Here is a 24,452-nt window from a genome sequence, read left to right as displayed (position 1 = left end):
ATGACGCAAAAGAATATTACTTCTGTGAATGAATCGATTGATAGAATTATAGAAACAGTGAATGGTTTATCGGAAGAAACCATTCGTTGGCAGCCAACAAACGATGAATGGTCGATTATGCAAATCATGGCCCATATCGTAGAAGCATTACCCTATTGGATCGAAGAAATTAAGCTGCTAGTCGAGACACCAGGTAAAGAATGGGGGAGAAACCATCTCCATGAGGGGCGTTTAGAAGCGGTAAAGCCTGAAACGGTTGATGCCATTTCTGTGGTTGAAATGGTGAAGAAGCTTGAAAAGGTTAAACAAACAGTTCAAGCAGGAATTGAACATTTAACAGAAGAACAGCTCTCGGCAGAAGCAACAAGTGTAAATCCAAACTTTGGAACGAAACCGCTGTCATTTATTATTGAACATTTGATTGATCAGCATGTGAACAAACATGAAGGTCAAATGAATCGTAATCTTTCCAAGTTAAGTAGTAAAAATTCAAAATAAAAATGAATAGAGGAGAGGTTTAATATGGCTGAAAAAGCAAGTTATCTGAAGGACCAAGATGTAAAGGACTTTACGAAAGATATTCAGCAGTATAATCTTGGCCCATTATGGGAAGCCATTCCGGAAGTAATGAATAAAACCCCAGAACCTCATGCACAAGCTTATTTATGGACAGGGGAATTGCTTGAAAAGAAGCTAATGGAAGCTGCAGAAATCTTTACACCAGAACGTGGTGGGGAAAGACGAGCGATCTATTTTCAAAACCCTGGGTTAACCTACCGTCAGCCTTGGGGACATGTTTCAACGACTCAAACTTTATATGCTGCCGTTCAGCTTCTTCTACCTGGGGAACAAGCACCGTCACATCGCCATACACAAAGTGCGCTTCGTTTTATTACAGAGGGGGAAGGTGCTTATACGATTGTTCAAGGTGAACGAATCTTTATGGAAGAAGGAGACTTCTTAATCACGCCGAAAAATCTATGGCATGGGCACGGTCATCTTGGCAGTAAACGTATGATCTGGATGGATGCGTTAGATATTCCTACGATTTACAATCTCGGTGGTACCTTCTTTGAGCCGTATGCAGATGGTTTACAACAGCCGAATGTTCCTGACAACTTCTCAGAGAAACGATATAGAGGCGGAATGGTACGGCCTGTTGGCGATGAAAAATATGATGTTGCACCACTCGCAAACTATAAATGGAGTCGTACCGTTGATGCGATAAAAGGGTTAATGGAATTTGATCCAAATCCAAACCATGGCTTTGCTGTCGACTATATTAACCCAACCACTGGAAAGTCAGCCAATCCAACGATGGGTACACGAATGCAGTTCCTTCCAAAAGGATTCAACACAAAGTCACTTCGTCATACGCATTCGACTATTTATCATGCATATAAAGGATCTGGCTATACGATTATTAATGGTGTCCGTTTTGATTGGAAAGCAGGCGACTATTTCGTTGTTCCAAACTGGGCTTGGTATGAACATGTTTCTGTAGAGGATTCATATCTCTTCTCGGTTAATGATCTTCCAATTATGGACCGCTTTGAATTAGAAAGAGAAGAACAATATGAGAAAAACAATGGACATCAAACAGTTACAGGAGAATTCAAACCGGATTTTAGATAAGAACATTAAAGAGGGGAAACAGCCTTGTTGTTTCCCTAGCTATTTCACTTGAGGGGAGAGGACAAATATGACAAACAGCAAACAACATCCAATAATCGTAGTAGGTGGCGGAATAGGCGGGTTGGCAACAGCACTTGGACTTGCCCAAGCTGATAAATATGTAAAAGTTTTAGAACAAGCTCCGGAATTTGGGGAAGTAGGGGCTGGAATTCAGCTTGCTGCAAATGCAACGAATGTACTTCAAAAACTAGGAGTAATGGATAAAATCAGCGAAAATGCCGTTTTTCCAAAACGTTTGGTATTAATGGATGCGTTTACAGGCAAAGAATTATCTGCACTCGACATCGATCAAGTTTATCGTGAAAGATATGGTGCACCTTATATTGTCTTGCATCGGACGGACCTTCAAAAAGCTCTTCTTGACGCATGTGTCGCCCATCCAAAGGTCGAACTTCTTACAAATCAAGAAATCAAAACGGCAGCTGATAATGGTGATTCTGTAGAAGTATTTACAGCAGCTGGAGAATCCTTTACAGGTTCAGCTGTAATTGGTGCAGATGGGATTTGGTCAAAGACACGTAAATTATTTGTCGACGATGAGCCTATTTGCTCTGAATATGTAGCCTATCGTGGAGCGATTCCGATGGAAGAAGTAGCGAGTGCAAATGTAGGAGACCCAGAAGATGTGTATATGTTTATTGGGCCAAACATGCACGTTGTCCAATATCCGGTAAGACGTGGAGAACTATACAACCAGGTCGTTGTATTTAAGAGTAACCAGTATCGAAAAGAAATAGAACATACCGACCAGTGGGGTACTCCAGAAGAAATGGATGAGGTCTTTAAGGATACATGTGACCGAGTGAAGACGGCGATTTCGTATATCTCAAGACAACGAAGATGGCCGATGTATGACCGTAATCCAATTGAAAACTGGACACAAGGTAACATTACCCTGATGGGGGATGCAGCCCATCCAATGCTTCAATACCTGGCACAAGGGGCTTGTCAAGCATTAGAAGATGCTGGATACCTAGCTGATATGGTTAGAAAACACGGTGATAACTTTCATCAAGCGTTTTTAGACTATCAAAAAGAACGTCTACCGCGCACAGCCTATGTGCAAACAAGTGCAAGAAACTGGGGAGAAATTATCCATACCACGAATCCTATCACAACCTTGCTCCGCAACAAGATTCTAGAAAATCGAACAGACAAGGATTACACGTACATTGATCAATACCATGGATACAAAAAAGTTTTAGAAGAGGTAAATTAACTGTGACAAGGGGACAGGTACATCGTCCCAAATGAATAGTAAAGCATAGATCCTCACAGTGTGGGGATTTTTTAGTTTTCATCTTTGTTAACGGAGAAAGTAAAGATAACGACCAATTCCTGACATGGGGAGTGTCTTTCTTTTTCTTATTTACGTTTAATAAAGATTTTAAAACGAATATAGGGGTTTAATTTTTATTAAATCATAGTATGATAGAGTGGAAGAAAGCGCTTGCTTTTCTTCTGCTTATTCTTGTTTTACGGATTTTTTTATGGGGGATTCTGGTCTTAGATGACAAACCCTAGATGATTTTCAACCATACCACTACTTGGGAAAAGGAGGATTTCAAGCCAATGAATAACCTGATTATTTGCAGATGTGAAGAAGTGACGTTAGAAGATATCAATAATACAGTTATGAAGTATGAATGCTCTGCACGTGAAGTGAAATTGCGCACGAGAGCGGGAATGGGGTATTGTGGCGGACGTGTATGCCGTTCTGCAGTTGATGCCGTTTTACATGAGATAAAAGGGGAAAAGCCTGGTAATGAAATTCCATTAAATATTAAACCGCCCGTCCGACCAGTATCGCTTTCAGCATTGGGAGGTCAATCATGAATCAAAACCGTATCATAAAGCATCCTGTTTTAGGTGATTTAGAAAACAAAAAAACAATCACTTTTACATATGATCAAAAAGTTCTCCAAGGATTTGAAGGAGATACGATCGCTTCGGCACTTCTTGCGAACGGTATTCGTCTATTACGTGTGCATGAACAAAGTGGGGCACCACGTGGGATTTATTGTAATATTGGCCATTGCTTTGAATGTCGTATGACTGTCAATGAAATGTCAGGTGTGCGCGCCTGTTTGACGGAGCTAAAGGAAAATATGATTATTGAAAGCGGAAAAATACAGCCGCTCCCATTTGCGAAAACAACAAGTGCAGATGATTTGCCTCGTACATATGAAGAATTCACTAAAAAATGCAATAGTCACAAGGAGGAAGGTACACATGTATGATGCTATTGTCATTGGTGCGGGTCCTGCAGGATTGTCAGCAGCTATCGCTTGCCGCGAATGGGATTTGCACGTCCTGGTCATAGATGAATACCCGAAACCAGGTGGCAGATTACTTGGCCAGCTTTATCAAGACTCCAATGGAGATTGGTGGAATGGATTGGAAGAGGCAAAAAAATTGTTACAAAGGGCAACTGAATTAGAAACTGATATAAGATGTAGCATTTCCGTTCACCATATTGAAAAAATAAGTACTGGCTTTTGTGTACATACAAACAAAGGTAGATTTAATGCATCAAACTTACTACTTGCAACTGGTGCTGCAGAAACCCCTGCCCCAATACCAGGGTGGACTCTACCTGGGGTCATGTCCATCGGTGCAGCACAAGTCATGACAAATGTACAGCGGGTTCGTGTAGGGAAAAAAGGGATTATCGCGGGGATTAATGTTTTGTCAGTAGCTATCGCACGGGAACTTCAATTAGCAGGAATTGAGCTCCATAGCATGGTATTACCCGCTATAAATTCGGTTACGAAGCAAGCTGGGAATCCAAAGCAGGTAATGGATGGATTAATCCGTGTAGCACATCTTGCTCCCTCTGCCTTTCTGCGATTTGGAAGTAAATTTGCAAAAGCGACTTGGGTACGTGATTTAGCTGTGAAATTTTATCCGAGAAATGGTATGGAGATGTGGGGGATGCCCATTCATATACGTAAAGCCATCGTACAAATAAACGGTACCGACCAAGTGGAATCTGTAACGCTATGCAATCTTACTCCAGATGGGGATCGCATACAAGGCAGTGAAGAAACCATTGATGTTGATTTTGTTTGTATAGCTGGTGGACTTTATCCACTTGCAGAACTTGCTTCTGTTATCGGTTGCCCATTCCAATATATTGAAGAACTTGGTGGACATGTTCCTGTTCACAATGAACAAATGGAAACTCCGATTGAAGGTTTATTTGTCGCTGGAAACATTACAGGAATCGAAGGTGCAAAAGTCGCTGGTGCACAAGGAACACTCGCGGGACTGTCTATCGCTAAGCGAAAATTGAAGGACGTTGCTGACATAAGTGATAAAGTGGTCCAAGCAATGGAAAAGGTGAAAGCGACCAGGAGAGACGCAGCTATTCAATTCCATCCCGGAATCAATGAGGGACGAGCTAAAATAGAAAAAGCTTTTCAAGCCTATGATCAGGTAATGTGAACTTTGTCCAAGATGATTGTCTTGGGGGAATAACTACAGGGGGAGGTCCGAGATATGAGTAATCGTACAGAGGTAGCCATAATCGGAGGCGGAATTGTTGGTTGCGCAATTGCGTATTATGTTTCAAAAGCTGGAATAGATTGTACCTTAATCGAAAAAGGGGATCTCGTGAGTGGCACATCTTCCAGGTGTGATGGAAATGTCACAATCGTTGATAAGGATCCGGGTTTTGATAGCCAAATGTCATGGGTGAGTCAGGAGCTAATTGTCGATCTGCATAAGGAACTTGATATAGCATTTGAATTCCGTGCACTTGGAAGTATTCTCGTTTGTGATAATGAAGAAGAAATGGAAGCTGCTAAGAAATGGGTAGAAACGCAGCGAAAAGCGGGATTGAAGTTTAATGTTCTAGATTCGTCTGATATACGTCAGGAATCCCCTTTTTTTGCTGATGATATTCCAGGAGGATTGGAATGCGAAACCGATTCACTGATTAATCCATATTTATTTTGCTATTCCTTAATTGAAAAAGCTAAGCAATTTGGACTGAAATTGCGCACGCATTCAGAAGTTAAGGCTATTTCAAAACAAGAAGATTTTAAAATCGAAACAACTAACGGAACAATTATTGCAAAAAAAGTAGTGAATGCTGCTGGTGTATGGGCTCCTTTTATCGGTAAAATGCTAGATATTGAGATACCGATTATTCCAAGAAAAGGACATATTCTAGTAGGAGCAAGGCAGCAACCCATTATGATGCGAAATGTGATGGAGTTTGGCTATTTGATGAATAAATTTGGTCGTGAACGCCAAGTCGACCCACAAACAAAGGAACATGGAGTCGCATTAGTGTTAGAACCTACAGAAAGTCAAAACTTCTTATTGGGTAGTAGTCGTCAATTTGTGGGATATGATGGTAGTGTTGATATTAATGTTGTGGAAACCATGGCCAAAAGGGCACTCCGATTTTTCCCGAAAATAAACGATTTTAAAATGATTCGAACATATACGGGTTTTAGACCTTGGACAGAAGACCATTTACCAATTATCTCAGCAGTTGAGAAAGTACCTGGATTTTTTATTGCTGCGGGACATGAAGGGGATGGGATCAGTTTAGCCACTGTCACCGGAAAGTTGGTAGAGGAGTTAATTTTGGAAAAAGAGAATACGATCATTCCAGTAGATCCATTACGCTATGACCGCTTTGTTAAAATACCTGTAACTTGATATGTGTTTAGCGAATCCTAAAATCAAAAAGGGAATAGAGTTGTGATACTACTCTATTTCCTTTTTTGTTTCAGACAGTAATTAAAATATTTTTACATAGTATGAATTAAATAGAGGGAGTGAGTAAATGAAAGTCATTATAATCGGAACAGGAATTGTAGGGGCAAGTGCCGCCTATCACTTGGCTAAAAATAATCTGGATGTCATCATGATTGATAAAAAACAAGAAGGTAAGGCAACTTCTGCAGGAGCGGGGATTGTTTGTCCTTGGATGAAAGAGATAGAAAATGAAACTTGGTATAGCCTTGCTAAGAATAGTTTTCTTTTTTATCCCGATTTAATTTCTGCCTTACAAAAAGAAGGAGAAAATGAAGTTGGCTATAAAAAAGTAGGGGCATTATGCGTATCCCGAGACCCTGTTAAGCTGGATGAAATGGAAGAGAGAGTGAAAAACAAACGGGTTGATGCACCTGAAATAGGTGATATTCTTCGTCTCAATGGAGAACAGGCTCGAGAGTTCTTCCCACCACTTAACAAAAACTTGGAAGCTTTGTATGTATCAGGAGGGGCAAGAGTCGATGGCGCTTTACTACGTGATGCCCTAAAACGTGCTGCACAACGTAACGGTGCTGAGTTTGTCGAAGGTGAAGCAGAACTAGTCCATGAGAACAGGAAGGTCATAGGTGTGACAGTTGATAATAAAACGATTTTTGCAGATCGAGTACTTATTACTACAGGGGCATGGGCTCCGAAATTATTGGAGCCATTAGGTATCCATTTAAACGTTAGTCCACAGCGTGGTCAGATTGCTCATATAAAATTAGCTGGACAGGATACCTCTGATTGGCCAATTATTATCCCACAGTCCACTCATTATATTGTCCCATTTGACGCTGGTAAAATCGTTGCAGGGGCAACAAGAGAAACTGGATCAGGGTTTGATTATCGATTGACTGCCGGTGGGGTGAACGAGGTACTCACAGAAGCTCTGGAAGTTGCGCCAGGTTTAGAAGATGGAACTTTGGAAGAGGTACGAATCGGATTTCGCCCAATGGCACCAGATATATTACCAATTCTAGGAACGGTAGACACTCTCGAAGGAGTTTTACTTGCTACTGGATTAGGACCATCCGGGCTTACAATGGGTCCATATGTTGGTCGTTTGGCAGCCTCGTTGATTCAGGATGAAGAGATTGAACTGGATCTTACACCATGTCGCCCTGGCCGTGCGATTGGGATGAAAAAGTATGTTTGACATCTTTTTAATATAGATATTTCGTTATACCAGTCGAAAAACAATAGAGGAAACCTCCTTTATTGTTTTTTTAGTTTTGCAGAACTCCGGGTTAAGGAAATCAGACAGTTTTAAAAAGGTATGATATCCTATAGAGCGTAAGAATGGGAAAATAAGGAGTGTTTATGTTTTGACACAACAGGATTTCACGCATGGGTCAATCCGAAGGCAATTAATTTCCTTTGCAGGTCCAATCATGTTAACCAATCTGCTTCAAGTATCCTATCAATTTATCGATAGTTTATGGGTTGGAAATTTACTGGGAGCGAATGCTCTTGGTGCGGTTACGATTTCTTCGACAGTTGTCGTCACGGTATTGGCGTTCATCATTGGAATTAACAACGCCACTTTAACGATTCTTTCCCAACAAAAAGGGATGGATGATGAAGCAGGATTAAAAAGATATGTAAATGCATTTATAGTCTTATTATCTACTCTTTCTATATTAGTAGGTTTGATAGGTTACTTATTTGCAGAGCCCCTATTGCTATTTTTGAATACGCCGGCGGAGATGTTGAATGAGGCAAAAGCCTATTTAGAAATAAATTTCATCGGTATTTTGTTTATCATGGGATATAACTTTATCGGGACTGTTCTTAGGGCATTGGGAGATAGTAAAACGCCATTGCGATTTGTGTTTATAGCCGTTGTGTTGAATGCCATTTTAGACCCGTTATTCTTATCTCTTTTTAAGTGGGGTATTCACGGAGCTGCGTGGGCAACTGTGTTAGCACAAGGTTTTTCATTTTTATTGGCATTGGGATATACATTTCGACGCCAGCTTGTTCCATATTCAGTTCCCTATCTACCAAGTAAAGAGGACGTGTGGTTAATTTTAAAATTAGGAATTCCTGCCGGGCTGCAGATGATGGTGATTTTCGCAGGGGTTACGGCGATTTTATCGGTAGTCAATTCTTTCGAAGGAGCTGTGGTAGCAGGCTTTGGTGCTTCACAACGAATTGATAGTTTAATAACTATTCCCGCGATGGCATTAGGTACGGCTGTAAATAGTATGGCAGGTCAAAATATTGGAGCCAACCAATGGGAGCGGGTTCAACAGATTGCGGTGTACGGAACCATTTTTAATGTAATCATCATGCTGTCAATAGCATCCATTGTATTTTTGTTCGCAGAAGGATTTACGAAATTGTTTATTCAGGAAAAAGAAGCGGTCACCTTTGGTGCAGATTATTTAAAAATTATCGCGTTCTTTTACCCATTCATCGGCATTAATTTTATCTTGAATGGAATCGTAAGAGGAGCGGGTGCCATGTATCAAGTATTGGTCCTGAATATCCTATCATTTTGGCTTCTTCGTTATCCACTTACTTACTTCTGCTCAAGTTTAATCGGTCAGAACGGAATTGCACTCGGAATCGGAATTAGTTTTATCATTAGCAGCATCTTTGCCTTTTCTTATTTTAAATGGGGAGGATGGCAGAAGAAGGACTTGTTTCGTTCTGGAACGAGTTTAGGACAATAAACAATGCCCATTCGTTTTTATGGGCATTGTTTTTTATTTTGCCAAATTGGACAACTTTCTGTCGAAATTCATGGTTATTTTGCGGGGCTTATGAACATAAGAATAGCTTGAAAGGGGCAATAAAATTTTATTACTAAAGGGGGTGAAGAGCGTGTGGATCATTCCTGAGTATGAAGTGATTAATACCGCTGCGGAGGTAACGATGTATTCCTATATCCGCGATTAGGTATGTTCAATAAGTTGAATAGAAGGGATGGAAGCAAAATTCGAATCAGGGTCTTAGGAGTAGCAGCGGGTGGAGGTTTTCCACAATGGAATTGTGCATGTCCCAATTGCTGCGGTGTTCGAGCTGGGGATGCTGCATTAAAACCGATGTTACAATCTTCCCTTGCCATAACTGCAAATGAAAAGGACTGGTATCTTATTAATGCGGGCCCGGATGTAAGCAGACAGATTGAAACCTTTGCTGCCCTTCATGCGGGTCCTGGAATTAGAGAAACTCCACTTGCTGGTGTGATTTTAACCGATGCGGAGCTTGATCACTCAATCGGTTTATTGTCGTTAAGGGAAGGTTCCCATTTAACGATTTATGGAACGGAAACAGTGAGAAATTGTTTACACACTTCTTTTCCAGTCTTTCCCATGCTGCAAAACTATTGTTCATGGGAATGGCAGACACTTTGCCCGGATGGTAAGGAACGACTTGGGGATGGTGTCCTCATTGAAACAATTCCTGTTTCTACGAAGCCACCACTCTATGCCCAGTCAAATCATGATGGTCATGAAGAGATTTGGGAGGTTGGTTTACTTTTACAAAATGAAAGGTCTGGAAAATGTGTGGCTTATTTTCCGACATTAGATACGATGACCCCGGAAATTGAGTCTGCTTTACATAAAGCAGATATTTTATTAGTAGATGGCACGTTTTGGTCTGAGGATGAACTAGTTTTATTAGGTGCGACGAAGCGAAATGCAAGCGATATGGGGCACCTGCCAATCAGTGGTTCTTCAGGATTGATTGAGAACTTAGCCTCTTTTTCAGCGAAACGGAAAATTTTAATTCATATAAACAATAGTAATCCAATCTTGAAAAAAGGTTCAAAGGAATCAGAGATTTTAAAACAATATGGTATTGAGATTGCCTATGAAGGTATGGAATTGGAGGTTTGAGTATGCCAAAAGGAGGGTTAGCAAGAGTCTCACATGAAGCTGGAAAACCATGGTCTCGTGAGGAATTTAAAGAAAGATTAATAAATGTCGGGCGTTCTTCCTATCATGACAAACATCCCTTTCATGTGGCGATGCATGAAGGAACATTAAGTCGGGAGCAAATCCGAGGTTGGGTAGCCAATCGGTATTACTATCAAATATCAGTTCCAATCAAGGATGCGGTTATTTTATCCAAACTTCCGACAAGAGAGTTCAGACGAGAATGGATTCAGCGCATTATCGACCATGACGGGAATGATGAGCAAGAGGGCGGAATTGAGGCATGGCTAAGGCTCGGAGAAGTTGTCGGGCTATCGCGCGAAGAGGTATTAAGTGAAGAACATGTGGTACCAGCTGTTCGTTTTTCAGTAGATGCCTATGTGAACTTCGCGAAGGAAAAACCGTGGCTTGAGGCTGTTGCTTCTTCATTGACGGAACTGTTCTCCCCGATATTGATTTCGGAGCGGATAAAAATCCTTGAACGGCTGTATCCCTGGATTGACCATTCCGGACTCGGGTATTTCAGAAATCGATTAACACAAGCACCGCGAGATACGAAATTTGCTTTACATGTCGTACTGGACCATTGTGAAACATTAAAGGAACAACAGCTTGCCGTGGAGGCCTTACAGTTTAAATGTGATGTACTTTGGGCACAGCTTGATGCAATCGAAAAAGCTTTTCCGAATTAAGTTCAATAGGATGGGTGGTGTGGATTTTGACTAATTGTTTTCCAAAACTCGCACAAAAGGGGCGACTCAAATTCGATAAGGTGAGAGAGAAGCATCTCCTTTTGTTACCAGAAAAGGTGGTGGTTTTGAATGACACTGCCGCATCCATTCTTGCTTTTTGTGACGGAAATGAATCCATTCACACCATCACCGAAAAAATGAGAAGTTCGCTAGACTCAGAGAAATTGCCTGATTTTGAAATCATGAAGGCGGATATCACGACGTTTATTTTGAAAATGGTGGACGAAGGATGGGTGGTGATGCAAGATGCTAGAGTCAAAGAACTATAGAGTGCAGCCTCCCTTTTCGCTACTAGCGGAGCTCACGCATCGTTGTCCATTGCATTGTCCATATTGCTCCAACCCTATTGAAATGACACTAAAAGAAATGGAAATATCCACAAATGATTGGTGTCGGGTGCTATCAGAAGCAGCAGAACTCGGCGTTGTCGAGGTTCATTTTTCAGGCGGTGAGCCACTTTTACTACGCGATTTAGATGAGTTGATCGAACATGCAAACTCATTAGAAATGTACACAAATCTGATTACGAGCGGGATTGGAATGACAGAGGAAAAAGCTATGAAGCTGAAGGAAGCCGGATTAGCCAATGTTCAGATCAGTTTTCAAGCAGGATCGGAGGAGCTATCTGATCGAATTGGTGGCTTCAAGGCGTTCGAAAAGAAACGGCAGGCCGTGGAAGCAGTAAAACGAACGGGGATGCATTTATCGTTAAATGTTGTATTGCACCGGTTAAATATTGATACATTGGATGAAATCATTACGTTTGCTCACGAATTGGGAGCAGAACGTCTGGAATTGGCCAATACCCAGTTTTATAATTGGGCATTGCTTAACAGAGAACAACTTCTGCCAAGTAAAGAGCAGATACAGCGGGCAAGTGAGACATACGAGGCAGCAAGAGAGCGTTTCGGCAAAGAAATGGAAATCATATGGGTTATACCTGATTATTATGAGTCAACGCCCAAGCCGTGTATGGGCGGTTGGGGAGCCATTGCGCTTACTGTAGCCCCGAATGGGGATGTGTTGCCATGCCCAACGGCTGGGATGATAGAAGGAATCACTTTTGAAAATGTACGTGAACAATCGTTAAAGGATATTTGGTATGAATCGGATTCGTTTAATCGATTTCGTGGGGATGAATGGCTGCCGGAAACGTGTCGGTCATGCGACTTGCTGCACCAAGACGGAGGCGGCTGCCGCTGCCAGGCGTTTGCCCTGACTGGGGACGCGGCAGCAACGGACCCCGTCTGTCATATGGCACCAGATCATCATATCGTCGAAAAAGCAGTGCTGGCGGCGAATCGTGAGATGGTTGAGGAACAAGAACCATTGATTTATCGAAAAATGAAGTTCTGACGAAGATGCTAGGGGTGATTTTTTAAAATTGCCTTTAGCATCTTTTTTTTGAAGTGTGTATTTGGGGTTATGAAAACCAAACGGAAACGTAGGAGTGGACAAACATGTCATCATAGAGGTTATGAAGACCGAAATGAATCATAGCGGTAGGAAAAAATGTCATCATCGTGGTTATGAAAACCAAAATGAATCATAGCGGAAGGTGAAATTGTTATCATCGGTGGTATGAAGACCAAAATGAATCGTAGGTGTAGACAAATCTGTCATCATCAAGGGTATGAAGACCAAAATGAATCATAGCGAAAGGTGAAATTGTTATCATCGGTGGTATGAAGACCAAAATGAATCGTAGGAATAGATAAACCTGTCATCATCACTGGTATGAAAACCAAAAAGAACCTTAGGAGTAGACAAACATGTCCTCATAAGCGTAATTAAGACCCGAACGCCACCCATCCCCTCCTCAAAAAGTCCACCATCTCGTAAAAAACTCCCCAAAACCCCTGTGAATAATTACCACCCCTAAATGGAAGGCTTTTACTATCAAGTCCCTTACATAAAGTGGTGAAAAGATGCTAATCAAAGAAGACAACACAACGGCAATACATCCAGTGGTTAAAAAGCTGATGTTGGTCAATACGATACGAAGCATTGGACAAGGCATGATGGTTGTGGTTCTCGCTTTATACCTTGATATGATAGGGTGGAGCGCTATACGAATCGGAACTGTGCTTGCGGCGGGTGGGCTACTTGGGGTTTTCCTTGCACCACTAATCGGAATGTATAGTGACAGGATCGGCAGGAAACCGTTCATTCTTCTTTCTGAGCTATTAACAGCCGCGTGTGCATTGATCGGAACCATGACAATCAACCCAATTTTACTATTCATCGCCATCGCTTTTTCAGGTTTTGGAAAAGCAGATGCCGGTTCGGCAAGTCCGTTTGCTCCAGCGGAACAGGCTTGGCTGGCAGCTTATATCAAACCGTCTGAGCGTGGAAAAATCTATAGCTTGAACAATGCGCTTAGTTTTTTCGGAATGGCGACAGGTGCGATGCTGGTTGGCACAATGAGTGTTAGTTCAGGAGCTTCCTCCTATCAACTTGCTTTTTACGTTACATTTGCCTTATCCCTTGTGACAGCCTCCATTATTTTAACGACAAAAGGAGAAGCACAGGTCAAGCACAGGCAGAAACCAGATAAAAAACAAACCAATCAAGATACACAAATAACAAAAGAAGAAAACACAGCCATTTTAAAATTAGCTGGGATTAATGTGTTAAATGGAATTGCAATTGGATTGACAGGGCCAATGATGGCTTATTGGTTCTCAGTGAAATTTGGGGTCAGCAGTGGCCAAATTGGCAGCACGTTAGCCCTCACTTTTTTTGCAACTGGGATGACCTCGATCTTTCAAGCAAGAATTTCGCACAAGTACGGCAATGTTCATTCGATTGTAATGGTTCGTTACATTGCTTGCCTGCTCCTAATCTTAATGCCATTGTTATCTTCCTATGCGCTTGTTTCAATTATTTATCTCTTCCGGACAGCTTTAAATCGAGGATCGCAAGGAGCTCAGCAGGCTCTGAGTGTGAGCCTAACTCGAGGTCATCGTAGCGGCTTTGCATCAAGCATCAATCTTCTTTCAATGCGCCTTCCCATGTCTATCGGTCCATACCTAGCAGGATACCTGTTTGGATTGGGTGCGTTGGCCTTACCTTTTTATCTAGCAGCAGGTTTACAAGGCAGTTTTGCTTATTTTTACGGCAGACTTTTCCGGTCTTATGATACAAAAATGAAACTAAATCCTTCATCAAACTAGAAAAAACGACAAGCCGCAGCTTGTCGTTTTTTAAAGAATACTGAACAGGATGATGAGTGCAAGTGGGATTAAGATAATAAAATATCCGATTGGGTTCCCAAAGTTAATGGTCCAGCCAACGCCAAAGCGTTTTTCAACAAAGATGGATGGATCTTGTCTGTTGACATAAAAGAGACCGCCAACCCAATGTACATCGTCATCATAATCTCTTATTCCTGTATTTGTTTCACCAATACTGATTTTATCGGAACGCCCCACTTTTATTGCAAAAGCAATGGTAGCACCTAAAGTCACAAAGAGAAAAATGAGTGGAACTGCTTTTACAATTGTCCCATCGACGATATCAGGGTGAATGGTTCTTAATTGAAAGAAGCTAAACATTCCGGTCAATAAAATGGTTGTTAAGAACATGAGCCAGCTTGTATATTTGCGTAATGTGAGTTGTCTAGCTCGTGATGCATTAGTTGCTGTTGCACTTAGTTTAATGCCTGATTTTTTTGTGCTTATAATAATCGTTAAGAACATAGCCTGCATCACTAGCAGCATGAGTAGCGATGAAATCGCTGATACTGGTGTTTTATCAGTAAACGCGTCGGCTTCTCCATTAATTCCCCAGTGAGTTGGAATCTGGTTTGGCAGAAGATTGTATTGTGCAATGGTGTAACCAATCAACCCAACTGTGATAACCATCGGTAGTAAAAAGATATACCATGGTAGCATTTCGTCCTTAGCACGAGCTGATAAGTCTGCAATTTGTACCTGTGTCGTATTTTCTCCCCATTTCATTTCCTTTTTTACTTGAAGTGTTTTCCCATGAAAATAAAAGTAAAGAGTAAAACTGAACAGGATTATCGCAAATTGAATAATGGTTCCGATTAGAACGGTTTGTCCCTCAGAAGGACTGCTGCCAAGCACCCACGAAACGTAACTTGCTAAAGCTATAATTGATAAAAGGGAAACCAATAGGGCATATTTCTTTTTATAAGAAGAAAGCTTTTCATCTTTGATATGTTTTTCTGGCACCGTAACCCCAAAGATAACTGTGCGCTTCACAATAAAAGGAACAGCGGTTTGAATACCAGCTAGAATGACCGCGATCACAAGAAAGATAGCTAAAGTCATAATTAAACCTCCTTATTTATAGGGTTTTTAAAACTTTGAATAATCGAAGAAACTAATTCTTGAATTTGTTCATTAGACATACCGACAACAAGCGATTCCGCGATGAGTAATTTATAATCACTTTTTAGTCGTTCAAAAGAGGATTCATTAAAATCTTGAGGGGAAGAGATCACTGCACCAGACTTTGGCATGATTCGAATAATCCCTTTTTTCTCTAACTGGTGATAGCTTTTGTTGACTGTGTGCATGTTGATGCCAAGGTCTGTAGCAAAAGTTCTCACGGAAGGTAGGGAATCACCTGGCTGAATCGATCCTCTAGCAATGCCTTCGATGATTTGATTCGTAATCTGTTGGTAAATGGGAATTTCGGATTCAGGTTCAATTTGAATAATCATTTTTGATCCCTCCAATCTGTGGGTCAGAGGGACAGGTTCACTGTCCCAACTGGGACAAGGAACCTGTCCCTACGTCCCTTCTGTTATACATCTATTATAACACTTCTGTTCTATATTATCTATAACAAAAAACTTCTTGACGGGATATAAAAACACTGTTACACTTTCTTAATTATATTAATATAGTAATTTGTATATATTCGGGAATATGGCCCGATTGTTTCTACCAGGCTACCGTAAAAAGCTTGACTACAAATGGTTGATAAGGATATCTTAATATTCTTTTGGCATACATTTGTACGTGCTTTGGTAGGATTACACTATCAAGGCTTTTTTGTTTTTGAAAAATAATTCACATCAAAATGGGGAATATAGAAGTATGAAAAATTATTTTGATTTCAGTACACGCCAAACTACATATAAACAGGAATTTATTGGTGGACTTACAACATTTCTATCAATGGCCTACATCCTTGTGGTCAATCCGATCGTCCTAGGCGAATCAGGGATGGACAAGGGCGCTGTTTTTACGGCAACCGCAATAACCATAATTCTTGGCTCTTTGCTTATCGGTATCCTTTCTAATTATCCAATTGGGATTGCCCCTAGTATGGGTCTTAATTCATTCTTTACGTATTCCGTTGTTATCGGGATGGGAATTCCTTGGCAGACCGCATTAACCGGCGTTTTTGTCGCAGGTATTTTATTTGTCATTTTAAGTGTGTTAAAAGTGCGTGAAAAAATTATTAATGTAATTCCACAGGATTTGAAGTATGCGATTGCGGGTGGGATTGGTTTCTTTGTCGCTTTTATCGGATTAAAAAATGCAAAAATCATTGTCGGGAACGAAGCTACATTCGTATCACTCGGAGACTTTACTTCAGGTCCAACTGTACTTGCTTTATTCGGATTTATCATTACTTCCATCATGTTAGTTCGGGGAATTCGTGGTGGCATTTTCTACGGAATGGTTATTTCCTCAATTGTAGGGATGATCTTTGGAATCATCGACAAGCCGACAGCCATCATTGGGAACATTCCAAGTCTTGAGCCAACATTTGGTGTTGTTTTTTCTGAGCTTCCCAATGTATTTACACCAGATTTAATTATTGTCATTTTTACCTTTTTATTTGTTGGATTTTTCGATACAGCAGGTACATTGATTGCTGTTGCGAGTCAGGCTGGAATTTTAAAGGATAATAAAATTCCAAACGCGGGGCCTGCTTTATTATCGGATGCTTCCGCTACTGTTATCGGTTCAGTTCTAGGGACATCTCCGACTGCTTCCCTGATTGAATCAACGGCTGGTATTGCAGCAGGTGCACGTACTGGTTTTTCGTCGATCGTCATCTCAGGATTTTTCTTCTTAGCTCTCTTTTTCTCGCCATTGTTATCAGTTGTTACGTCCGAAATAACAGCTCCCGCCCTCATTATCGTGGGTGCAATGATGGTGGCAGAAGTTCGACATATCGATTGGACGAAACTCGATATTGCGATTCCGGCATTTACAACGATTATTATGATGCCATTAACATTTAGTGTCGCAACAGGAATTGCCTTAGGATTCATCATGTATCCTGTTACGATGCTTGCTTTGGGAAGACATAAAGAAGTACACCCGATTATGTATGTTCTCTTTGTTACGTTCATTGCTTATTTTATCTATCTGTAAATTTGAGCCCCTGGAAATGTCTAACCACATATCCAGGGGCTTTTATTTTTGTTAAAATATTCAAGTGAAGTTTTTAATAAATATAATAGGAGGTGTTGGGACGAGGGACCTGTCCCTTTGTCCCGTCCCTATGAAAATATTGCTTGTTGAAGATGATAAGACGATTGCATCTGGCTTGGATTATTCGTTAAAGCAGGATGGGTATGAGACGGTTGTTTGTCATCATGCAATGGATGCCAAGAAGGCAATCACGGAACAAATACATGGGATCGACCTTTGCCTCTTTGATTTATCGTTGCCTGACGGAAGTGGCTATGAATTATGTGAGTTGGTTAAAAAGCAAAGTGATAAACCAGTTATTTTTTTAACAGCACTAGATGATGAAGTGAATGTTGTTATGGGTCTTGATATGGGCGCTGATGATTATATTACAAAACCATTTCGGATTCGTGAGCTTTTGTCTCGGATTAAGTCTGTCCTTCGTCGGTATAACAAACAAACAGCGACTCAGCCCAAAACTATCATAGAAATCGATAAGATACGGATTAACACATTAGAAGGGAAGGTTTATAAAAATAACGAGGAAGTCATTCTGACGTCGTTGGAATACCGTCTTTTGCTGATTTTTGCAAATCATATCGGTCAAATTCTAACGAGAGCGCAGTTGCTTGAACGGATCTGGGATGTGGCGGGTGATTTCGTGAATGATAATACATTGACCGTCTACATTAAAAGATTGCGAGAAAAACTTGAGGATGAGCCACAAAGCCCAAAAATCATTAAGACAATTCGTGGTATGGGCTACAAGGTTGGTGAGTGACATGCTGCGTAACCGCGAAGTCCAATTCTATCTTCTTATGCAAATCATCGTTTCGTTACTTGCAATAGGAGTAGCGTACTTTCTGTTTTCTGGACAAGTTGCGCTCTTTGTTTTTGTCGTATCCGTCTTACTAATCGGATGTGGCATGCTTTTTACAAAATGGAGATATCGTGAAATTGAGAAGCTCTCTGGGTATTTACGTAAAATTGCAAGTGGTGCTTATAGTTTAGATGTAAGAGATAACCATGAAGGTGAACTTAGTATTTTAAAAAATGAAATTTATAAAGTGACATTAATGCTATCTGAACATAGTGCGCTATTACAGCAGGATAAGGTTAAATTAACGAATGCGATATCGGATATCTCTCATCAATTAAAAACACCACTAACCTCGATGATGGTTATGGCTGATTTACTAGGCGATGCAAAATTAGATGATTCAAAGCGTGCTGAATTTACGAATAACATTCGTGTTCAATTAGAAAGAATTGAGTGGCTCGTATCATCTTTATTAAAGCTTTCGAAAATTGATGCAGGTACTGTTCCGTTTAAAAAAGAAATTGTTTTTGTATTAGAATTGGTTGAGCGTGCGGTTCATCCTATTCTTGTACCAATGGATATTAAACAACAAAACCTTAAAGTGAATGGAGATAAAGAGGTTACTTTTGTTGGGGATTTTAACTGGACAGCAGAAGCACTTATTAATATTTTAAAAAACTGCGTGGAGCATACACAGAATGATGGAGATATTTTGATTTCATTTTCAGAAAATGCAATGTATACCGAGATTATCATTTCGGATAACGGGAAGGGCATTGCCAAAGAGGATCTCCCCTATATTTTTAAACGTTTTTATAAGGGGAAAAATGCAAGTGAGGGCAGTGTGGGAATAGGGCTTGCAATGGCCTATAGTATTATTAAAAATCAACAAGGTGATATTGAAGTAAAAAGTGTAGAGGGAGAAGGTACACAGTTTTTGATTAAATTCTATAAACAGGTTATCTAAAGTGAATAAATCGTCACTTTAGAGTCACTTAATAGTCACCTTAGGCAGATATACTGAACTCAAGATGCGAAAATATGGAGGTTTACCAATGAATATATTACAAATCGAAAATCTGTCTAAGGTATATGGAAAAGGTGAAACAGCAGTTAAGGCGCTTGATAATGTGTCATTTACAGTGAAAAAGGGAGAGTTTGTAGCCATCATCGGACCATCGGGTTCAGGAAAATCAACACTTTTACATTTGCTCGGTGGGGTTGATCGTCCGACTAGTGGAAAGGTTCTCATTGATAACACGGATATTTATGATTTAAATGAAACGCAATTGGCGATTTTTAGAAGAAGACAAATCGGACTAATCTATCAGTTTTATAACTTAATCCCGATTTTAACGGTAGAAGAAAACATCACATTACCAATGCTGTTGGATGAACATAAGGTGGAGCCGAAGCAATTAGCAGATATCGTGAAAATCCTTGGTCTTGAGACTCGCTTGAACCACCTTCCTAACCAGTTATCAGGGGGGCAGCAACAGCGTGTATCAATTGGTCGTGCCTTGATTAGTAACCCAGCCATTATGCTGGCAGATGAGCCGACAGGAAATTTAGATAGTAAAAATAGCAGCGAAATCATTGAGCTTTTAAAAATGTTCAATAAAACCTACAATCAAACTTTACTTGTGATTACCCATGATGAGCGAATTGCCCTTCAAGCAGACCGCGTTATTTCCATTGAGGATGGGAGGATTGCTAAGGATGAGGTGATTCGTCCATGAACATTATCAACAAACTAACGATTCGTCATCTGAAGGAAAACAAACGCAGAACACTTGTTACAATCATTGGTGTAATCATCTCAGTAGCCATGATCACTGCGGTTGCAACACTGGGTGTTTCGTTTTTAAACTTAATGATTCGAGATCATATTGCTACAAATGGGGAATGTCATGTTAAATATAATGCCGTTAATGAAGAACAAATACAGGCAATTGAAAATGACAACCAAACGAAAAAGTTGATTCTCTCAAATGACCTTGGCTATGCCAAGCTTGAAGGGTCAGAAAATAAAGGGAAACCCTATTTGTTTTTTAAAGAATACAACACTGCTGGATTTAAGCAATTTCCAATCGAGTTAGCAGACGGACGACTACCATTCTCTGAAAATGAGATTGTCATATCCGAAGAAATTGCAAAGAACGCGAAAGTGGCATATAAAATTGGCGACACACTAACGGTCGATATCGGTCAAAGGATGCTAGCTGGAGAAGAGAAGCAACTTGACCAGAGTTACTCCTTGCAATCAGATGAAAATGGGACCACGGAAAATCTTAAGATTGAGACTCATGATACATTTACAATCGTAGGGACAATCAAACGCCCAACTTGGGAGCCAACTTGGTCTCCAGGGTATACGGTGATTAAATACGTAGATGAAAATGCCATGACGTCAAATCATACATTGGATGCGCTAGTTGTGCTAGAAAAAGTGAAAGGGTCATTGTTTAAACACTCCGAAGAAATGGCTAAAAAAAATGGGATCCACTCTGTTTCTTATAACAAAGATTTATTACGCTTTTATGGAGTTACAGATAATGATAGCCTCCGCCTCACATTATTTTCATTGGCAGGAATTATCATGACAGTGATTATTATTGGTTCGGTTGCGTTAATTTATAATGCTTTTGCAATTAGTGTGTCTGAACGTTCTAGACATTTAGGCATGCTATCAAGTGTAGGGGCAACAAAAAAACAAAAGCGGAATTCTGTCTTTTTTGAAGGATCAGTGATTGGTGCAATTAGTATTCCCATTGGGATTCTTTCAGGTCTAGCAGGAATAGGAGTAACCTTCTCATTTATTAACTCTTATCTTGAAGGGGCGCTTAATGTTTCTGAAAAACTTAAGGTAATCGTTACACCTGCATCACTCATAGTGGCGTGTCTAATTTCGATTATTACGATTTTTATCTCAACCTATATACCTGCAAAGAGGGCCTCAAAGGTATCGGCGATTGATGCCATCCGGCAAACGCAGGATATCAAAATATCTGGGAAAACAATTAAGACGTCAAAAATAGTTCGTAAACTATTTGGAATGGAAGCTGAAATTGGTTTAAAGAACTTGAAGAGAAATAAAAAGAGATATCAAGCTACTGTTTTCTCGCTAGTGATAAGTATTGTTCTCTTTTTAACCGTTTCGTTTTTTACAGATAATCTCAAAAAGTCCCTTGAACTATCCCAAGAAGACATAAATTATGATATTCAACTGATAAATGATCAAATTGACAAAGATGATTTAGTGCAGTTTACAAATCTTGAACATGTAACAGAATCGACTATTGTTCAAACAGCGTATTTAAGTGCTTGGATCGAGAAGGACCAACTACCAATTGAATTGCAAAACCACGTAGAAAACAACCCTTCTTTGCTAGAAAATGGTAAATTTCAGTATTACGTTAGGGTATATGGTTTAGATAGGGAAAGTTTCAAGGATTACGCTGCAAAAGTGGGCACGAATGCTACGCAACTTGAAAATACAGATACGCTAGCTGCCATCCTTATTGAAAACATTTCCTACGAAGATGGAGAGACCGGAAAATTTGTTGAAACGAAATCAATCCAGACAAAAGTAGGGCAGCCGATAGATTTATATACGATGAGCTATGAAGACGATGAAGAAGAACAATTCGTTAATAAAATAGAAATTGCTTCATTAACCGATCAGCTTCCAATGGGGGTCAATACGAGTGGACCAGGTGGATTAGATATCATTGTTTCAGAGGATGTATTAACTAAACTTGTATCAGATAATGAGAAGGTAAAAAATGAAATCCAGGCTGAATTATACATGAATAGCTCAGATCCAATGGCGACACAAGACGAACTGGATAAAATGACAGACTCCGGTACGCATGTGTATAACGTCTATCAAAGAAGACAAGAACAAGAGCAACTGGTTGTCATGATGTCAATCTTTACGTATGGGTTTATCGCCTTGATTTCATTAATTTCGATTGCAAATATCTTTAATACCATCTCAACAAGCATCTCACTTCGTAAACGAGAATTTGCGATGCTGCGCTCCGTGGGAATGACGCCAAAAGGTTTCAACAAAATGATTAATTATGAGAGTATATTTTATGGTGTGAAGGCTCTACTATATGGCCTTCCGATTAGCCTGGCAGTCATGTATCTAATCTATTGGTCACTTCGAAATACCTTTGAATATGGATTTAATCTTCCGTGGATGAGCATCTTATTTGTGGTTATCATGATCTTTGTGATCGTGGGGGCAGCCATGCTGTATTCCATACAAAAAGTCAAAAAAGAAAATATTATAGATGGATTGAAACAAGAGAGTATTTAAAGGGTACTACTCACTTCTTCATTAAATTGGACCTGGTCACTGTGATTAGGTCTCTTTTTTATGTGCGAAGCATAACCGTCAGGGTAGATGCAAATCCTTTGGATACAACGCAAAAAAACGTGGACTGACGCAAATCTGAGGGAAACGACGCAAAAAAACGTGGGCCGACGCAAATCCGAGGGAAATGACGCAAAAAAAAGTGGGCCAACGCAAATCCCCAAACCAAATCCGCAATTCTTTGGACAAACGTAATGCATTAGTAAAGAAGAAGCCAGCACTATTCTGTTATAATGGTATATATCTCACTACAGACGTATGGGAAACACGCATTACATACCATGGAGGGGAAATATGAAGTTTATTAATAGGCAACTTTTAGAATATGGATTGGATCCAACATGGGCACATTACCTTTCGGGTGTATTGATGATTTTATTTATCGCGCTCATCTGTATAGTCGCGAATTTTATCACAAAAAAAGTGATCATTAAGATCATCACTCGAATCGTAACCAAAACCAAATATCAATGGGATAATATGCTTTTAGAGAGAAAGGTATTTCGAAGACTCTCCCATATTGTTCCGGCGATCATCATTCACCGCTTTTCTACAACCTTTCCCAATTATGAGCATTTGATTCAAATGGGTGCCAATACATATATCATCATCGTCAGTTTAATGGTTCTTAGTGGCATATTAAACGCTATTAATGATATGTATCAAACCTATGAAGTATCGAAAACTCGACCGATAAAAGGATATATCCAGGTTGTTAAAATTATTGTTATCACGTTTGGGGTTATTTTGATTATCGCGAATCTAATGGGGAAAAGTCCACTGCTTTTGTTAAGTGGAATTGGTGCTTTATCCGCTGTCCTTATGTTGATATTTAAGGATTCCTTACTGGGACTTGTTGCAGGGGTGCAGCTGACTTCCAATGATATGGTTCGGGTTGGTGACTGGATTGAAATGCCTAAGTATGGTGCAGATGGGGATGTTATTGATATCTCACTAGTCACAGTTAAAGTGCAAAATTTTGATAAAACGATCACGACGATTCCGAGCTATGCCATGATTTCGGATTCATTTATCAATTGGAGAGGCATGCAGTCCTCAGGTGGGCGGAGAATCAAGCGATCTTTATTTATTGACACAGCTAGCATTTCATTTTGTACCGAGGAAATGATCGAGAAATTTAAACAGATCCAACTATTATCAAATTACATCACAAATAGAGAACAAGAAATTGCAGAGTACAATATCAAGCATGAGATTAACCGCGATAATCCGGTGAATGGAAGAGCTCTTACGAATATCGGGGTATTCCGAGCATATATCAGCAATTACCTTCAACAGCATTCAGGTATAAATCAGAACATGACATTGATGGTTCGGCAGCTAGCACCAACTGAGCATGGGTTGCCACTTGAAATATATGCATTTACAAATGATGTAAGATGGGCTGTGTACGAAACAACCCAAGCTGATATTTTTGACCATCTTTTTGCGGTTGCTCAGGAATTTGGGCTTCGCTTATTCCAAAATCCATCTGGACATGATGTGAAAACAATATTGACTGAAGCGAAAGAGGATGGAATAACTAGTGAAGAGGAAAATGTAAAAATCAACAAATCGTACGCAAATTGATGAGATTTTTATAGACAAAGTGATTTTAAGGCAATATCCATTGGGATATTGCCTTTTGCTGTTTTTAAAAGTTTTTTATGAAAATTTTATTATTCTTAATCACTTGGGATATTCGTAATTGTGCGCGATGGAATGCTGTTATAAAAG

At 40.1% G+C, this 24,452-nt stretch carries 21 protein-coding genes, 1 pseudogene and 1 riboswitch; of the genes and pseudogenes, 20 read left to right on the top strand and 2 right to left on the bottom strand.

Features of this window, described 5'->3' with window-relative positions:
• From E1I69_RS15145 to E1I69_RS15080, 14 genes and pseudogenes are all read left to right on the top strand, one after another.
• Nucleotides 1-498, top strand: coding sequence for a DinB family protein (locus E1I69_RS15145; protein WP_136380411.1), 498 nt, complete (start codon nucleotides 1-3; stop codon nucleotides 496-498).
• A gap of 24 nt (nucleotides 499-522) precedes the next feature.
• The gene (locus tag E1I69_RS15140) at nucleotides 523-1,635 is read left to right on the top strand and encodes a cupin domain-containing protein (RefSeq protein WP_136380410.1); all 1,113 of its coding nucleotides are present in this window, start codon (nucleotides 523-525) and stop codon (nucleotides 1,633-1,635) included.
• 67 nt (nucleotides 1,636-1,702) lie between these two features.
• The gene (locus tag E1I69_RS15135) at nucleotides 1,703-2,914 is read left to right on the top strand and encodes an FAD-dependent monooxygenase (protein ID WP_136380409.1); all 1,212 of its coding nucleotides are present in this window, start codon (nucleotides 1,703-1,705) and stop codon (nucleotides 2,912-2,914) included.
• A gap of 353 nt (nucleotides 2,915-3,267) precedes the next feature.
• Complete coding sequence (locus E1I69_RS15130; protein ID WP_136380408.1) at nucleotides 3,268-3,531, top strand: (2Fe-2S)-binding protein; 264 nt, start codon at nucleotides 3,268-3,270, stop codon at nucleotides 3,529-3,531.
• A pseudogene (locus E1I69_RS15125) lies at nucleotides 3,528-3,833 on the top strand ((2Fe-2S)-binding protein); the annotation flags it as partial. The gene E1I69_RS15130 and the pseudogene E1I69_RS15125, both read left to right, overlap by 4 nt.
• Before the next feature lie 94 nt (nucleotides 3,834-3,927).
• Entirely contained in the window at nucleotides 3,928-5,142 is a 1,215-nt protein-coding gene (locus tag E1I69_RS15120) for an NAD(P)/FAD-dependent oxidoreductase (protein ID WP_136380406.1), read from the top strand.
• Between the two features lie 54 nt (nucleotides 5,143-5,196).
• Nucleotides 5,197-6,369, top strand: coding sequence for an NAD(P)/FAD-dependent oxidoreductase (locus E1I69_RS15115; RefSeq protein WP_136380405.1), 1,173 nt, complete (start codon nucleotides 5,197-5,199; stop codon nucleotides 6,367-6,369).
• Between the two features lie 127 nt (nucleotides 6,370-6,496).
• Complete coding sequence (locus E1I69_RS15110) at nucleotides 6,497-7,624, top strand: NAD(P)/FAD-dependent oxidoreductase (protein WP_136380404.1); 1,128 nt, start codon at nucleotides 6,497-6,499, stop codon at nucleotides 7,622-7,624.
• 169 nt (nucleotides 7,625-7,793) lie between these two features.
• Entirely contained in the window at nucleotides 7,794-9,146 is a 1,353-nt protein-coding gene (locus tag E1I69_RS15105; protein WP_136380403.1) for an MATE family efflux transporter, read from the top strand.
• 240 nt (nucleotides 9,147-9,386) lie between these two features.
• Nucleotides 9,387-10,316, top strand: coding sequence for a pyrroloquinoline quinone biosynthesis protein PqqB (gene pqqB, locus E1I69_RS15100; protein WP_161974910.1), 930 nt, complete (start codon nucleotides 9,387-9,389; stop codon nucleotides 10,314-10,316).
• 2 nt (nucleotides 10,317-10,318) lie between these two features.
• Complete coding sequence (gene pqqC, locus E1I69_RS15095) at nucleotides 10,319-11,047, top strand: pyrroloquinoline-quinone synthase PqqC (protein ID WP_136380401.1); 729 nt, start codon at nucleotides 10,319-10,321, stop codon at nucleotides 11,045-11,047.
• Between the two features lie 26 nt (nucleotides 11,048-11,073).
• A complete protein-coding gene (pqqD, locus tag E1I69_RS15090) occupies nucleotides 11,074-11,376 on the top strand; it encodes a pyrroloquinoline quinone biosynthesis peptide chaperone PqqD (protein ID WP_161974909.1) in 303 nt (100 codons plus the stop codon).
• Nucleotides 11,354-12,463, top strand: coding sequence for a pyrroloquinoline quinone biosynthesis protein PqqE (gene pqqE, locus E1I69_RS15085; RefSeq protein WP_136380399.1), 1,110 nt, complete (start codon nucleotides 11,354-11,356; stop codon nucleotides 12,461-12,463). Before pqqD ends, pqqE begins: the two co-directional genes overlap by 23 nt.
• Nucleotides 12,464-13,035: 572 nt before the next feature.
• Entirely contained in the window at nucleotides 13,036-14,283 is a 1,248-nt protein-coding gene (locus E1I69_RS15080) for an MFS transporter (RefSeq protein WP_136380398.1), read from the top strand.
• 30 nt (nucleotides 14,284-14,313) lie between these two features.
• Here the strand turns inward: E1I69_RS15080 and E1I69_RS15075 are convergent, their stop codons facing one another.
• Together E1I69_RS15075 and E1I69_RS15070 are read right to left on the bottom strand one after the other, a co-directional pair.
• The gene (locus E1I69_RS15075) at nucleotides 14,314-15,405 is read right to left on the bottom strand and encodes a DUF1648 domain-containing protein (protein ID WP_136380397.1); all 1,092 of its coding nucleotides are present in this window, start codon (nucleotides 15,403-15,405) and stop codon (nucleotides 14,314-14,316) included.
• 2 nt (nucleotides 15,406-15,407) lie between these two features.
• The gene (locus E1I69_RS15070) at nucleotides 15,408-15,800 is read right to left on the bottom strand and encodes a GntR family transcriptional regulator (RefSeq protein WP_136380396.1); all 393 of its coding nucleotides are present in this window, start codon (nucleotides 15,798-15,800) and stop codon (nucleotides 15,408-15,410) included.
• Nucleotides 15,801-15,970: 170 nt separating this feature from the next.
• A riboswitch (purine riboswitch) is annotated at nucleotides 15,971-16,072 on the top strand.
• A 107-nt stretch (nucleotides 16,073-16,179) separates the two neighbouring features.
• Here E1I69_RS15070 and E1I69_RS15065 point away from each other — a divergent pair.
• From E1I69_RS15065 to E1I69_RS15040, 6 genes are all read left to right on the top strand, one after another.
• Nucleotides 16,180-17,472: an NCS2 family permease gene (locus E1I69_RS15065; protein ID WP_136380395.1), complete on the top strand. Its 1,293-nt coding sequence runs from the start codon at nucleotides 16,180-16,182 to the stop codon at nucleotides 17,470-17,472.
• Nucleotides 17,473-17,602: 130 nt separating this feature from the next.
• Nucleotides 17,603-18,292: a response regulator transcription factor gene (locus E1I69_RS15060; protein WP_136380394.1), complete on the top strand. Its 690-nt coding sequence runs from the start codon at nucleotides 17,603-17,605 to the stop codon at nucleotides 18,290-18,292.
• A 1-nt stretch (nucleotide 18,293) separates the two neighbouring features.
• The gene (locus tag E1I69_RS15055) at nucleotides 18,294-19,298 is read left to right on the top strand and encodes a sensor histidine kinase (RefSeq protein WP_136380393.1); all 1,005 of its coding nucleotides are present in this window, start codon (nucleotides 18,294-18,296) and stop codon (nucleotides 19,296-19,298) included.
• A gap of 88 nt (nucleotides 19,299-19,386) precedes the next feature.
• Nucleotides 19,387-20,070, top strand: coding sequence for an ABC transporter ATP-binding protein (locus E1I69_RS15050; RefSeq protein WP_136380392.1), 684 nt, complete (start codon nucleotides 19,387-19,389; stop codon nucleotides 20,068-20,070).
• Complete coding sequence (locus tag E1I69_RS15045; RefSeq protein WP_136380391.1) at nucleotides 20,067-22,658, top strand: ABC transporter permease; 2,592 nt, start codon at nucleotides 20,067-20,069, stop codon at nucleotides 22,656-22,658. The genes E1I69_RS15050 and E1I69_RS15045 overlap by 4 nt, the downstream gene beginning before the upstream one ends.
• A gap of 351 nt (nucleotides 22,659-23,009) precedes the next feature.
• The gene (locus tag E1I69_RS15040) at nucleotides 23,010-24,305 is read left to right on the top strand and encodes a mechanosensitive ion channel family protein (protein ID WP_136380390.1); all 1,296 of its coding nucleotides are present in this window, start codon (nucleotides 23,010-23,012) and stop codon (nucleotides 24,303-24,305) included.
• Nucleotides 24,306-24,452: the final 147 nt, after the last annotated feature.

Origin of the sequence: Bacillus timonensis (assembly GCF_004799755.1) — a bacterium.
Taxonomy (GTDB): Bacteria; Bacillota; Bacilli; order Bacillales; family Bacillaceae_L; genus Ferdinandcohnia; species Ferdinandcohnia timonensis_A.
The sequence above is the reverse complement of the archived record's forward strand: the minus strand, read 5'-3'. Positions and strand labels throughout refer to the sequence as shown.

Excerpts from the sequence above, each read along its gene's own strand:
- E1I69_RS15145 (WP_136380411.1), top strand. The coding sequence starts at position 1 with ATGACGCAAAAGAATATTACTTCTGTGAATGAATCGATTGATAGAATT.
- E1I69_RS15140 (WP_136380410.1), top strand. The coding sequence starts at position 523 with ATGGCTGAAAAAGCAAGTTATCTGAAGGACCAAGATGTAAAGGACTTT.
- E1I69_RS15135 (WP_136380409.1), top strand. The coding sequence starts at position 1,703 with ATGACAAACAGCAAACAACATCCAATAATCGTAGTAGGTGGCGGAATA.
- E1I69_RS15130 (WP_136380408.1), top strand. The coding sequence starts at position 3,268 with ATGAATAACCTGATTATTTGCAGATGTGAAGAAGTGACGTTAGAAGAT.
- E1I69_RS15120 (WP_136380406.1), top strand. The coding sequence starts at position 3,928 with ATGTATGATGCTATTGTCATTGGTGCGGGTCCTGCAGGATTGTCAGCA.
- E1I69_RS15115 (WP_136380405.1), top strand. The coding sequence starts at position 5,197 with ATGAGTAATCGTACAGAGGTAGCCATAATCGGAGGCGGAATTGTTGGT.
- E1I69_RS15110 (WP_136380404.1), top strand. The coding sequence starts at position 6,497 with ATGAAAGTCATTATAATCGGAACAGGAATTGTAGGGGCAAGTGCCGCC.
- pqqC (WP_136380401.1), top strand. The coding sequence starts at position 10,319 with ATGCCAAAAGGAGGGTTAGCAAGAGTCTCACATGAAGCTGGAAAACCA.
- pqqE (WP_136380399.1), top strand. The coding sequence starts at position 11,354 with ATGCTAGAGTCAAAGAACTATAGAGTGCAGCCTCCCTTTTCGCTACTA.
- E1I69_RS15080 (WP_136380398.1), top strand. The coding sequence starts at position 13,036 with ATGCTAATCAAAGAAGACAACACAACGGCAATACATCCAGTGGTTAAA.
- E1I69_RS15075 (WP_136380397.1), bottom strand. The coding sequence starts at position 15,405 with ATGACTTTAGCTATCTTTCTTGTGATCGCGGTCATTCTAGCTGGTATT.
- E1I69_RS15070 (WP_136380396.1), bottom strand. The coding sequence starts at position 15,800 with ATGATTATTCAAATTGAACCTGAATCCGAAATTCCCATTTACCAACAG.
- E1I69_RS15065 (WP_136380395.1), top strand. The coding sequence starts at position 16,180 with ATGAAAAATTATTTTGATTTCAGTACACGCCAAACTACATATAAACAG.
- E1I69_RS15060 (WP_136380394.1), top strand. The coding sequence starts at position 17,603 with ATGAAAATATTGCTTGTTGAAGATGATAAGACGATTGCATCTGGCTTG.
- E1I69_RS15055 (WP_136380393.1), top strand. The coding sequence starts at position 18,294 with ATGCTGCGTAACCGCGAAGTCCAATTCTATCTTCTTATGCAAATCATC.
- E1I69_RS15050 (WP_136380392.1), top strand. The coding sequence starts at position 19,387 with ATGAATATATTACAAATCGAAAATCTGTCTAAGGTATATGGAAAAGGT.
- E1I69_RS15045 (WP_136380391.1), top strand. The coding sequence starts at position 20,067 with ATGAACATTATCAACAAACTAACGATTCGTCATCTGAAGGAAAACAAA.
- E1I69_RS15040 (WP_136380390.1), top strand. The coding sequence starts at position 23,010 with ATGAAGTTTATTAATAGGCAACTTTTAGAATATGGATTGGATCCAACA.